The sequence below is a fragment of the Streptomyces sp. NA02950 genome, assembly GCF_013364155.1.
Taxonomy (GTDB): Bacteria; Actinomycetota; Actinomycetes; order Streptomycetales; family Streptomycetaceae; genus Streptomyces.
Genome location: NZ_CP054916.1, coordinates 5,735,390 through 5,747,758 on the forward strand (window position 1 = coordinate 5,735,390; position 12,369 = coordinate 5,747,758).

The window sequence follows — 12,369 nt, forward strand, 5'->3', positions numbered from 1 at the left end:
TGGTCGGCCGGAAGGGGCCGGAGGGAATCGAGTCCAGACGGCCGGAGGGGCGCCGGACCGGACGGGAGGAGGGGGTGCACGATGACACCGCATCACACCGTGCATGACGCGATGACATCGCTTCAGCCGCTGTCCCCTCCACCGTCCCGCTCAAGGCTTCCGAGCGGGCTGTCAGGACGTCAGACCGGCACCGTGGTCGGAGTCCTGATCCTTCGTCTTGTACCCCGGCACCCCGGCGGCACGGGCCAGCTCCACATCGAGGGCCTCGCGCCGGATGCGCTGATCCATGTAGAGAAGGGCGGTCACCCCGGCGCTGATCGGGAAGGTGATGGTCGAGCTGATCACCCCGCCGATCCCGATGACGACCAGGAAGGTCCAGCCGACGGAGACGGCCTCGCCGGACAGCCAGTCCATCGCGCTGTCCCCACCGATCACCATGGCGGCCATGCTGGTGGGGATCTCGACGATGGTGCCGACGATGAAGATCAGGACGATCGTCAGGAGTTGGACGCCGAAGACGCGTCCCCAGGAGCCGTGCACCAGCTTGGCGGAGCGGCGCAGGGCCGCGATGATCCCCTGCTTCTCCAGCATCAGCGCGGGGGCGGCCAGGCTGAAGCGGATCCAGAGCCAGAGGGCGGCGCCGGCTCCCGCCAGCCCGCCGAGCGCGGCGAGGGTGGTGCCCTCGCTCTCCACTCCCGCCAGGGTGAGCAGCACCCCCGGGGCCATGCCCGCGGCCATCACCCCCGCGGCGATGACGGGGATGAGGAAGAGCAGGCCGCACAGCTGAAGGAGGTGGGGCCGGGCGCCGCCCCATGCCTCGCCGGTGGAGACCGACCGGCCCAGCACGGCCCGTGCGGTGACCACGGTCAGCAGGGCCGTGGTGACGATCGTGCCGAGGACGCCGATCAGCAGGGTGACCGCGCTGTCCCCCATGGCCGTGCCGACCGCGCGCATCGCCTCACTCAGCGTCGCGTCCGGGTTCTCGAGCACATCGGTGCTGGTGGAGGTATTGCGGAACCAGAGTCCGGTGGCGGCGGTGATCAGGCCCTGGGTGACGATCGAGACCGCGAGCGAGATGCCGAGCACCGTGCGCCAGTGGGCGCGCATGGTGGCGATGGCACCGTCGAGGATCTCGCTGACAGCCAGCGGACGCAGCGGGATCACACCGGGGCGCGGGGCGGGCGGCGCTGTCCGCCGGCCGGTGCTGCCCCATCCTCCGCCCTGTGGCGGGACGCCCCATCCTCCGCCGCCCTGTGGCGGTCCGGCCGGGGGCGGGGGTGGAGGAGTGGGGGTGCTGCCGGTGGAGGCGGCCCAGCGTCCGGCGGGCGGCTGCCGTTTGGACCATCCGGCGCCCCGGACGGGCTGCTCGGGAGCCGGTTGCTCCGGCACCGGCCGGTCGGAGGGTTCGTCCTGCTGCCGAGTGCCGTGTTCCGGCTCGTCGGAAGGGGACGATCCGGGCGGGATCCGGCCCGGAGAGTCGTTCATCGTCGCTCCGTAGGTTGTTCGTCGGCCGGTCGCGGATGCGGCGACGGGCGGTTGCCAGCCATCGTGCCACGGTGCGTCACACCGTGGACCGGTCGCTGTGCGTGGCTCAGCACTTCAATAGTCGGTGCCGTACAGGGCAGACTGGGCGGATGGCTGATCAGCATCCGGTGTCCCCGGAAGGCTCCGTTTCCCCCGTTGCTTTTGCGTTGCGCTGGGAGGAACCCCCGGAAGGGCCCGTTCTGGTGCTCCTCGACCAGACAAGGCTTCCCGCCGAGGAGGTGGATCTGGTCTGCACCGATGTTCCGGCCCTGGTGGAGGCGATCCGGTCACTGGCCGTACGCGGCGCTCCACTGCTGGGGATCGCCGGTGCGTACGGGGTCGCGCTGGCGGCCGCGCGTGGCTTCGATGTGGACGAGGCCGCCGAGTCCCTCGCCCATGCCCGTCCCACCGCCGTCAATCTCGGCTACGGCGTCCGCCGGGCCGCGGCCGCCTATCACGCGGCGGTCAAAAGCGGTGCGGAGGGAGAGCGGGCGGCCGCGGCCGCCCTGGCGGAGGCCCGTGCGCTGCACCGGGAGGACGCCGAGGCCAGTGCGCGGATGGCGGAGCACGGCCAGGCGCTGCTGCATGAACTGCTGCCCGCCGGGGGCTTCCGGATCCTCACCCACTGCAACTCCGGTTCGCTGGTCTCCGGGGGCGAGGGGACCGCCCTGGCGGTGGTCAAGGCGGTGCACCGGTCCGGTCAGCTGCGGCGGCTGTGGGTGGACGAGACCCGGCCGCTGTTGCAGGGGGCCCGCTTGACGGCGTACGAGGCGGCCCGGGCGGGCATGGCGTACACGCTGCTGAGCGATAACGCGGCGGGTTCGCTGTTCTCGGCGGGCGAGGTGGACGCGGTGGTGATAGGCGCGGACCGTATCGCCGCGGACGGCTCGGTGGCCAACAAAGTGGGCAGTTATCCGCTGGCCGTTCTGGCCCGCTACCACCATGTGCCCTTTGTGGTGGTAGCCCCGACCACCACCGTTGACCTGGATACTCCTGACGGCGCCGCGATCGAGGTCGAGCAGCGCCCCGGCTATGAGGTGACAGACATCACAATTCCGCATGCTCCGGGTGCCGGGTCCGAGGCGGGCACCGGAGTGCCGGTCGCACCCCTGGGAACACAGGCCCACAATCCGGCCTTTGACATCACACCACCGGAGTTGGTGACGGCGATCGTCACCGAGGACGGCGTCGTCTCGCCGGTCACCGGGGACGGCATCGCGGAGCTGTGCGGCAGGTCACGATCGGGTAATGGGATGATGTCGATATGAAGGGACGCGTCCTTGTCGTCGACGACGACACCGCACTGGCAGAGATGCTCGGCATCGTGCTGCGCGGCGAAGGCTTTGAACCGTCGTTCGTGTCGGACGGGGACAAGGCCCTAGCCGCCTTCCGCGAGGCCAAACCCGACCTGGTGCTGCTCGATCTCATGCTGCCCGGCCGGGACGGTATCGAGGTGTGCCGGCTGATCCGGGCCGAGTCCGGGGTGCCGATCGTCATGCTCACGGCCAAGAGCGACACCGTGGATGTGGTGGTCGGGCTGGAGTCCGGCGCGGACGACTACATCGTCAAGCCGTTCAAGCCGAAGGAGCTGGTGGCCCGGATCAGGGCGCGGCTGCGGCGCTCCGAGGAGCCGGCGCCCGAGCAGCTGGCCATCGGCGATCTGGTGATCGACGTGGCCGGGCACTCGGTGAAGCGCGACGGCCAGTCGATAGCGCTGACACCGCTGGAGTTCGATCTCCTGGTGGCCCTGGCCCGTAAGCCGTGGCAGGTGTTCACCCGTGAGGTGCTGCTGGAGCAGGTGTGGGGCTATCGGCATGCCGCCGATACCCGGCTGGTGAATGTGCATGTGCAGCGGCTGCGGTCGAAGGTCGAGAAGGACCCGGAGCGGCCGGAGATCGTGGTGACCGTGCGCGGTGTCGGCTACAAGGCCGGACCCAGCTGAGATGTCGCGTGGTGGTACGGCTCCGCAGTCCGGTGGACCGGGGGGCGGGGTTCCGGAGGGCGCCCGTGCGGGGCGCCCCGACCCGGCGGGTGAGATACCGCTGTTCCGAAGGTTGTGGAGCGGCGGGCATCTGCTGCCCGACGGGGCGTCCGGCGGGCCGGCCCACCCGTTGATCCGGCTGTTCGGGCGGTGGGTGCACCGTCCCCTGCTGCCCGCTGCCCGGCTGTGGCGGCGGAACATCCAGCTGCGCGTGGTAGCCACCACCCTGCTGATGTCCCTGGGCGTGGTGATCCTGCTGGGCCTGGTGGTCATCGGTCAGGTGCGCAACGGTCTGCTGGACGCCAAGCGGCATGCCGCCCAGGGCCAGGCCGCCGGTGGGTTCGAGGTGGCCGAGCAGGTGGCCGACCGCATGAGCGACCGGGGCCAGGACGGCGCCGGGGCCTCCGGCCGCGGTGTCCAGGATTCCGGTGCCTGGCTGAACGCGCTGGTGGAGCAGCTCGCCAGTGGTGGCAAGGGCGCGTACTCCGTGGTGGCGCTCAGCTCGGACTCGGGCGAGACGCCGTATGTGGCCAGCCGCGGGCCGCGTGCTTCCGGCGATGTCCGGCCGGACAGCGTCCCCGCCGATCTGCGCAAGCAGGTGGACGAGGGGACGGCGCCGTACGAGCGGTACGGAAAGATCGTGCACGCCGGGCCGGGCGAGGCCGAGCCCGCGGTGATCATCGGTAAGCGGCTGGACGACAACCACGGTGACGCGTACCAGCTGTACTACCTCTTCCCGTTCACCCAGGAGGAGAAGTCGCTCAGCCTGGTGAAGGGCACGCTGGCCACGGCCGGGGTGTTCGTGGTGGTGCTGCTCGGCGCCATCGCCTGGGTGGTGGTCCGGCAGGTGGTCACCCCGGTGCGGATGGCCGCCGGGATTTCCGAGCGGCTGGCGGCCGGGCTGCTCCAGGAGCGGATGAAGGTCACCGGCGAGGACGACATCGCCCGCCTCGGTGAGTCGTTCAACAAGATGGCGCAGAACCTCCAGCTCAAGATCCAGCAGCTGGAGGAGCTGTCCCGGATGCAGCGCCGCTTCGTCTCGGATGTCTCCCATGAGCTGCGTACCCCGCTGACCACGGTGCGGATGGCGGCCGATGTGATCCATGAGGCGCGTGAGGACTTCGATCCGGCGACCGCGCGTTCGGCGGAGTTGCTGCGCGGTCAGCTGGACCGCTTCGAGTCGCTGCTCGCCGATCTGCTGGAGATCAGCCGGTTCGACGCCGGAGCGGCGGCCCTGGAGGCCGAGCCGATCGATCTGCGCGATGTGGTGCACCGGGTGGTCGACGGGGCCGAGCCGCTCGCCGAGGCCAAGGGCACCCGGATCGTGGTGCGGGGCGCCGAGGCGCCGGTGATCGCCGAGGCGGACGCCCGCCGGGTCGAGCGGGTGCTGCGGAATCTGGTGGTCAACGCCGTGGAGCATGGCGAGGGCCGGGATGTGGTGGTGCGGCTCGCGACGGCGGGCGGCGCGGTGGCGGTCGCGGTACGGGACTACGGCGTCGGGCTCAAGCCCGGCGAGGCGACCCGGGTGTTCAACCGCTTCTGGCGGGCCGATCCGGCCCGTGCCCGTACCACCGGCGGCACCGGTCTCGGGCTGTCGATCGCGGTGGAGGACGCGCGGCTGCACGGCGGTTGGCTGCAGGCGTGGGGCGAGCCGGGCGGCGGTTCGCAGTTCCGGCTGACGCTGCCGCGTACCACCAGCGACACCCTGCGTGGTTCCCCGATCCCGCTGGAGCCCGAGGACTCCCGGCGCAACCGCCGTCCGGACGATGCGGCTCCGGCGCGGCCCGCGGCGGAGCGGCTGGCGTCGGTGCCCGCCCAGCCGCGTTCCGGGCTGCCCTCCGGAGAGCTGCCGCTGCCGCCCGTCGAGGCTCCGGCGCCGTCCGCCGACCCGACGGCGCTGCCGGGGAGCGGCGCACGGGTGGTGCGCGGTGCGCAGGAGGCGCCGCAGGGCTCGTCGGCGGTCCGGCCGACGACACCGAACGAAGGGGAGGGCCGCCCTCGTGGGCGCTGACCGTGCCGACCGTCACCACGTCCGTCGCCGCTGGGGCCTGAGCACGGCCACCCTGATTTCCTGCGGTGCGCTGCTGCTGACCGGCTGTGCCTCCATGCCGGACAGCGGGGATGTGCGGCGGGTCGACTCCTCGCCGCGTTCGGACGTCGATTCGCAGGTCCGGGTGTACGGGGTGAGCCCGGGCAAGGGCGAGCAGCCCACCGAGCTGGTCTCCGGCTTCCTGGAAGCCACGACGAGCGACGAGGAGAACTTCGGCACGGCGAAGGAGTACCTCACCAAGGGCGCGGCCAGGAGCTGGGATCCGTTCGCGCGCACCACGGTGCTGGAGCAGGCGCCGGACGTGCGGGTGGAGACCGACCCGGGCGACCGGAACGGCGGCGGCAAGACGGTGGTGCTGTCGGGCAAGCGGATCGCCAGCGTGGACGCGGCGCACACCTACAAGCCGGACGAGGCGCGTTACGAGGAGCGCATCCACCTCACGCTGCGCGGCTCGGAGTGGCGGATCGACGGGCCGCCGCCGGGGCTGGTGCTCGGCGAGTCGGACTTCGAGCGCATCTACCGTTCGGTCAACAAGTACTACTTCGCCAAGCTGGGTCCGGATGCCGAGGAATCGCGGGTGGGGGACGACGTCCTGGTGGCCGATCCGGTCTATCTGCGGCGGCGTATCGATCCGGTCACCTCGACGGTGAAGGCGCTGCTGGACGGCCCGACCGGCTGGCTGGATCCGGTGGTCAGCACCTCCTTCCCGCCCGGTGCGGCCCTCGGGGAGAGTGGCGAGAAGCTGTCGATGGACGATTCGAACGCGCTGAAGGTCCGGCTGAACGACCGGGCGGCGAACATCAGCCGGAGCCGCTGTGTGCGGATGGCGGCGCAGACGCTGTTCACGGTCCAGAATCTGGGCGAGGGATCGTCCGAGGTCAGCGCGGTGAAGCTGGAGCGGCGGAACGGTTCGGAGCTGTGCTCGCTGTCGAGCGACGCGGCGCGCGCCTATGCGCCGGACCGGGTCAATGGCCAGCCCCGTCAGCAGCAGTACTTCGTGGACGCCGACCACCGGATGGTGCGGCTGTCCGACGACGAGGACCGGCCACGGCCGGTGGCGGGCCCGTTCGGCGCCGATGGCGCGGGGCTCGGATCGGTGGCGGTCTCGCGCGACGAGCGGGACGCCGCGGGCGTCACGGCGGACGGCCGGTCGCTGTATGTGACGGAGCTGGCGTCCGGTGCCGAGCGCGGCAAGGCTCGGCTGCACAGCCAGGGTGGCAGCGCGGAGCACGGGCTGTCGGCGCCGAGCTGGGACGGTCTGGGCGGTCTGTGGGTGGCCGACCGGGATCCCGAGCGGCCGAGGCTGCTGCGGCTGCGCGGCGGCACCGGTCCGGCGGACGAGGTCCGGCTGCCGAAGCTGGGCGGTGGCCGGATCACGGCGCTGCGGGTGTCGGCGGACGGCACCCGGATCGCCATGCTGGTCAAGCATGCGGGCCACACCACCCTGCGGCTGGGCCGGATCGAGCGGCGGGGCACCGCGGACGCCCCGGAGCTGTCGGTGCAGGGGGTGCACACGGTGGCGCCCAAGCTGGAGAACGTCGACACGGTCTCCTGGGCGGGTGACAGCCGGCTGGTGGTCGCGGGCCGGGAGTCGGCGGGTGTGCAGCAGCTCCAGTACGTGGAGACGGACGGTTCCCCGGCGGACGTTCCGGAGGTGCCCGGTCCGAACGGGGTGGAGGCGATCACCGCCTCGGAGGACCAGACTCGGCCGCTCATCGCCGAGACCAGGGAGAACGGCATCGTCCGGCTGCTGCCGAACGCCGACTGGAAGACGGTGGACGAGGACGGTACGGCCCCGGTCTACCCGGGCTAGAGAGGGCCAGGCGGCGGTGCGGGGGCCTGTGGGCGGGGGCAGGTCACGCGGCCGTGGGTAGCCGAGTCCACCGGGCGGGGGTGGCCGGTTGTCCACATCCGCGTGGTTGTCCACAGGGGGTGGCGCACCGGCCCGGCCGCCGGGACAGTGGACCCATGCGGGGCTGGTGGCAGGAGATGACCGACCTGGTGCTGCCGGTGGACTGCGCGGGATGCGGTCGGCCGGGCGGCACTCTGTGTGACCGATGCGGGGGTGTGCTGCGGGGATCCGGGCCGCGGCGGGTGGAGCCGAGCCCGGTGCCGCCGGGGCTGCCGGTGGTCCATGCGGCGGCCGAGTACGCGGACGAGGTCCGGGCGGTGCTGCTGGCGCACAAGGAGCGGGGTGCGCTGAGGCTGGCGGGGCCGCTGGGCGAGGCGCTGGCGGGCGCGGTGCGCACGGTGTGCCACCGGGCGGGGAGACCACGGGGGAGACCCCTTCCGGGCGGATCGGTGCGGGCCGGACCGGTGCGGGCCCCTGAGGGGCCGCTGCTGCTGGTGCCGGTGCCGTCGGCGCGGCGTGCGGTGGGGGCCCGGGGCCATGACCCGGCGCGGCGGATCGCGCTCGCGGCGGCGGGCGTGCTGCGCGGTGAGGGGTGCTCGGTGCGGGTTCCCTCGGTGCTGCGGCAGCGGCGCACGGTACGCGACCAGTCGGGTCTGGGCGCGCGACAGCGACTGGTGAATGTGTCGGGTGCGCTGGGGGTGGTCCCCGGCGGCGGGCGGCTGCTGTCCAGGGGCCCGGCCGTGCTGGTGGACGACCTGATGACGACCGGCGCCTCGCTCGCGGAGGCGGCGCGGGCGGTGTCGGCGGCAGATGGCCTGGTCGTCGGGGCGGCGGTGGTGGCGGCACCCCCCGATTGCAGCAACCGGAACTGAATACGAAGCCACATCGTTGCAGGTGGTGAGGGCAGCAAAGCACCTGATCGGAGGTACGTGCCGGTAGGGGGTGCCGACATCCGTCCGGGCGAGCTATGTTCGGTTGTGAGGAATGGCTAGTGCTATGACTCACAAATCCGCTTGGCGTGTTTTGCCTGCATTCTCATGAGCCGTGCATCAAGTGGGGTGGAGTTCTTCCCCGTGGGAAGGAGGAGTCGAAACCGCCAAGTCGGTGGCTCCGGAAGACGCCGGGGCCTGGTGCACAAAGGGATGGAGCTCCGGCCGAGTCCGGAGCCACCCGGGAACGGAGTTCTGCGTGGACATCGTCGTCAAGGGCCGGAAAACAGATGTGCCCGAGCGGTTCCGTAAGCACGTGGCCGAGAAGCTGAAGCTGGACAAGATCCAGAAGCTCGACGGCAAGGTGATCAGCCTCGACGTCGAGGTGTCCAAAGAGCACAACCCGCGGCAGGCCGACCGCTCGGACCGAGTGGAGATCACCCTCCGCTCCCGTGGTCCGGTGATCCGGGCAGAGGCCGCGGCAGCCGATCCGTACGCAGCGCTGGACCTGGCGGCCGGCAAGCTGGAGGCACGGATGCGCAAGCAGCACGACAAGCGCCACACCCGCCGGGGCAACGGCCGCATCCCGGCCAGCGATGTGGCTGTGACCGTCCCCAACGCGGCGCGTATCAACGGGCATGGCGAGATCACAGCACAGCGCACGGCCGTGGACACCGTCCCCACCACCCGGATGGGCCCCCTCGAGGTGCAGGGTGAAGGTCCGCTGGTGGTCCGGGAGAAGACGCACGCCGCCGCCCCGATGACGCTTGACCAGGCTCTCTACGAGATGGAGCTGGTCGGGCACGATTTCTATCTGTTCGTCGACTCCGACACCAACCGGCCCAGCGTCGTCTACCGGCGCCATGGCTATGACTACGGGGTGATTCATCTTCAGCCGGAGGCGTTCGTCGGCGAGGAGCCCGGCGGCGCGGGTGGCGCCCTCGGCGGCTGACCTGCCGCTCGGGGCGAAGGCATCACGCCGGGATCGCGCGGCAGGCGCCGCGCGATCCCGCGCGACCGACGGGGGGGTGCACAACCGACCACACGGGGCCGGCGGAATTGAGTGCAACAGCCCAGTAGTTACGTACCCATGGCTGTGCACACGCCACGGATTCAGCCGCCGACGCATACGGGGGTGGACGATGTGATGCCCCGGAGCGCCAATGCGCCCCCCGGGGCTCCTCCGTGCGACCACGGCGGGACCATTCCGCCGCCCGGGCATGAAATCATGGCCCCTCGAACGGCCAACCGGCGTAGCGAGAGGACTGGTTGATGCCGTACCGCACCGAACACCGCAGAGTGCAGACCGCAAGGGCCATGGCCTTCAGGGGGAGGAACGATGGCGGACAGCTTCGGGCCCGTCTCCGACGACGGCGATGATCATGGCATCGCCTCGGACAGGGACGAGTCGCGCGGCGAGTCGCGCAAGGAGCCGATTCGGGTCCTCGTAGTGGACGACCACGCCCTCTTCCGGCGTGGGCTGGAGATCGTGCTGGCCCAGGAGGAGGACATCCAGGTCGTCGGCGAGGCGGGGGACGGCGCCGAGGCCGTGGACAAGGCGGCGGATCTGCTCCCCGACATCGTCCTGATGGACGTGCGGATGCCCAAGCGGGGCGGGATCGAGGCATGTACCTCCATCAAGGAGGTGGCGCCGAGCGCCAAGATCATCATGCTGACGATCAGCGATGAGGAGGCCGACCTCTACGACGCCATCAAGGCGGGGGCCACGGGCTATCTGCTCAAGGAGATCTCCACCGACGAGGTCTCCACCGCGATCCGGGCGGTCGCCGACGGCCAGTCGCAGATCAGCCCGTCCATGGCGGCCAAGCTGCTGACCGAGTTCAAGTCGATGATCCAGCGCACCGACGAGCGGCGGCTGGTGCCCGCGCCCAGGCTCACCGACCGTGAGCTGGAGGTGCTCAAGCTGGTCGCCACCGGGATGAACAACCGGGACATCGCCAAGGAGCTGTTCATCAGCGAGAACACCGTGAAGAACCATGTCCGCAACATCCTGGAGAAGTTGCAGCTGCACTCCAGGATGGAGGCCGTGGTCTATGCGATGCGGGAGAAGATCCTCGAGATCCGGTGAGCCGGACCGCCCCGGGCGGGGCGGTCAGTCGCCGAGCGCCGCCGTGAGCGGCGCGGCCAGCTCCGGGCGGTCGACGCGCTCGATCCGCACCGAGTCGCAGCCCACCCATCCGGCCGCCTCCCGCAGCGCCTCCGCCATGGGGGCCACCGCCTTCGGCGACTCCAGCGACACCTGCCGGGCGACCAGCGTCCGGCCCTCCCGCGCCGGGTCCACCCGGCCCAGCAGCCGCCCGCCCGACAGCAGTGGCATCGCGAAATAGCCGTGGATCCGCTTGGGCTTGGGCACATACGCCTCCAGCCGGTGGGTGAAGCCGAAGATCCGCTCGGTACGCGCCCGGTCCCATATGAGCGAGTCGAAGGGCGACAGCAGAGTGGTGCGGTGCCGCCCGCGCGGTGCGGTGGCCAGCGCCTCCGGATCGGCCCACGCCGCCTTCTCCCAGCCCGCCACCGCCACCGGCACCAGACCGGAGTCCGCGATCACCGCGTCCACCTGCTCGCCCTTGAGCCGGTGGTAATCGGCGATGTCCGCACGCGTCCCCACCCCCAGGGACTGCCCGGCCAGCCGTACCAGCCGCCGCAGACACTCCGCGTCGTCCAGTTCGTCATGGAGCAGGGCGTCCGGCACCGCGCGCTCGGCCAGGTCGTACACCCGCTTCCAGCCGCGCCGCTCGGCGCACACCACCTCGCCGAACATCAGCGCCCGCTCCACCGCGACCTTGGTCGCCGACCAGTCCCACCAGAGGCCGCCGTTCTTGGCGCCGCCCAGCTCGGTCGCGGTCAGCGGGCCCTCCGCGCGCAGCCGCTTCACCACCGTCTCGTACGCCCCGTCCGGCAGATCGTGGTGCCAGTGCGGACGGGTGCGGTAGGCGCGGCGCCGGAACGCAAAATGCGGCCACTCCTCGATCGGCAGCACACAGGCGGCATGCGACCAGTACTCGAAGGCGTGGGCGCCGCTCCAGTACGCCGACTCGACCGCCGCGCGGCCGACCGCGCCCAGCCGTGCGTAGGGAATCAGCTCATGCGAGCGGGCCAGGACCGAGATCGTGTCCAGCTGCACCGCGCCCAGGTGGCGCAGCACACCGCGCACTCCGCCGCGCCGGTCGGGGGCGCCCAGCAGCCCCTGGGCGCGCAGCGCGATCCGGCGCGCCTCGTCGGCGGACAGGGCGGTCTCCGGCTTGTGGTCCGCTCCGGACCCGGGCGCGGCATTCGTCATGCGCGTCACGGTAGTGGGCACCACTGACAGCGCCCCCGTGGAAGGCACCCCGCGCGCACCGAAGAAGGCACCCCGCGGACAGAGCCCCCGGCCCGCGTCCGGCCCGCCTCAGACCGCCGACGGTTCGTCCGACGGCCGCGCCGGGAGGTGGGGGAGATACGGGGTGGCCGACGGCAGACCGCGGTCCGAGGGCAGCAGCGCGCCCCGCCACGCGTCCCGCCGTGTCCCCCGGTGGACGATTCGCGCCCGGTCCGTCCCCTCCATCCGGAAGCCCGCCGCGAGCGCGACCGCCCGCGAGCCCTCGTTCCCGGCCTCGGCGCACCACTCCAGGCGCTCCACCCCCAGCGCGGTGAACGCCCACTCCGCCACCGCCCGCGCGGCCTCGCCGGTGTAGCCGCGCCGCCGCTGCTCCCGCACCGTCCAGTAGCCCAGCTCGGCCTGGTGCGCCGGGCCGTGCAGCCGCTCCAGCCGTACCAGCCCCATGGCTCCCACCAGCGTGCCGTCACCCTTGGTGAGCACCGCGAAGTCGTACGCGATATCGCCCCGCCAGTTGTCCGGGGAGGTCCGCCCGGTGAAGTCCTCCGCGTGCCCGCGCTCGTACGGGGAGGGCACCGGGGTCCAGCGCTGGATGTCGGGGTCCTGACATGCCGCGAAGACCGCGTCCGCGTCGGAGGCGCGGAAGGGGCGCAGCACAAGGCGCTCTGTGATGAGGGTGACAGGCTCCATCCCGCC

The 12,369-nt window shown here is 71.8% G+C and carries 10 protein-coding genes; 7 read left to right on the forward strand and 3 right to left on the reverse strand.

Annotated elements, in window-relative coordinates; translation table 11 throughout:
• Nucleotides 1-171: 171 nt before the first annotated feature.
• The gene (locus HUT19_RS25080; protein ID WP_176182615.1) at nucleotides 172-1,485 is read right to left on the reverse strand and encodes a hypothetical protein; all 1,314 of its coding nucleotides are present in this window, start codon (nucleotides 1,483-1,485) and stop codon (nucleotides 172-174) included.
• Between the two features lie 149 nt (nucleotides 1,486-1,634).
• On the opposite strand from HUT19_RS25080, the gene mtnA reads away from it, so the two are divergent.
• The 7 genes from mtnA (at nucleotide 1,635) to HUT19_RS25115 (ending at nucleotide 10,425) form a co-directional block, all read left to right on the forward strand.
• Nucleotides 1,635-2,792, forward strand: coding sequence for an S-methyl-5-thioribose-1-phosphate isomerase (gene mtnA, locus HUT19_RS25085; protein ID WP_176182616.1), 1,158 nt, complete (start codon nucleotides 1,635-1,637; stop codon nucleotides 2,790-2,792).
• Nucleotides 2,789-3,466 carry a two-component system response regulator MtrA gene (mtrA, locus tag HUT19_RS25090; protein WP_030250475.1) on the forward strand — a complete coding sequence of 226 codons (678 nt, stop codon included), beginning with the start codon at nucleotides 2,789-2,791 and terminating at the stop codon, nucleotides 3,464-3,466. Before mtnA ends, mtrA begins: the two co-directional genes overlap by 4 nt.
• A 1-nt stretch (nucleotide 3,467) precedes the next feature.
• Nucleotides 3,468-5,516: an MtrAB system histidine kinase MtrB gene (gene mtrB / locus HUT19_RS25095; protein ID WP_254885771.1), complete on the forward strand. Its 2,049-nt coding sequence runs from the start codon at nucleotides 3,468-3,470 to the stop codon at nucleotides 5,514-5,516.
• On the forward strand, nucleotides 5,506-7,368 hold the full coding sequence (locus HUT19_RS25100; RefSeq protein ID WP_176182617.1) for an LpqB family beta-propeller domain-containing protein: 1,863 nt from the start codon (nucleotides 5,506-5,508) through the stop codon (nucleotides 7,366-7,368). Before mtrB ends, HUT19_RS25100 begins: the two co-directional genes overlap by 11 nt.
• Before the next feature lie 155 nt (nucleotides 7,369-7,523).
• Entirely contained in the window at nucleotides 7,524-8,279 is a 756-nt protein-coding gene (locus HUT19_RS25105; RefSeq protein ID WP_176182618.1) for a ComF family protein, read from the forward strand.
• A gap of 316 nt (nucleotides 8,280-8,595) precedes the next feature.
• Nucleotides 8,596-9,288 carry a ribosome-associated translation inhibitor RaiA gene (raiA, locus tag HUT19_RS25110; RefSeq protein ID WP_176182619.1) on the forward strand — a complete coding sequence of 231 codons (693 nt, stop codon included), beginning with the start codon at nucleotides 8,596-8,598 and terminating at the stop codon, nucleotides 9,286-9,288.
• A gap of 387 nt (nucleotides 9,289-9,675) precedes the next feature.
• Nucleotides 9,676-10,425 carry a response regulator transcription factor gene (locus HUT19_RS25115; RefSeq protein ID WP_176182620.1) on the forward strand — a complete coding sequence of 250 codons (750 nt, stop codon included), beginning with the start codon at nucleotides 9,676-9,678 and terminating at the stop codon, nucleotides 10,423-10,425.
• Nucleotides 10,426-10,449: 24 nt separating this feature from the next.
• On the opposite strand, the gene HUT19_RS25120 is transcribed toward HUT19_RS25115, so the two are convergent.
• Together HUT19_RS25120 and HUT19_RS25125 are read right to left on the reverse strand one after the other, a co-directional pair.
• Complete coding sequence (locus tag HUT19_RS25120; protein WP_176182621.1) at nucleotides 10,450-11,637, reverse strand: winged helix-turn-helix domain-containing protein; 1,188 nt, start codon at nucleotides 11,635-11,637, stop codon at nucleotides 10,450-10,452.
• Between the two features lie 108 nt (nucleotides 11,638-11,745).
• Nucleotides 11,746-12,363, reverse strand: a complete 618-nt coding sequence (locus tag HUT19_RS25125; protein ID WP_176182622.1) for a GNAT family N-acetyltransferase — start codon at nucleotides 12,361-12,363, stop codon at nucleotides 11,746-11,748.
• Between the last annotated feature and the right edge of the window lie 6 nt (nucleotides 12,364-12,369).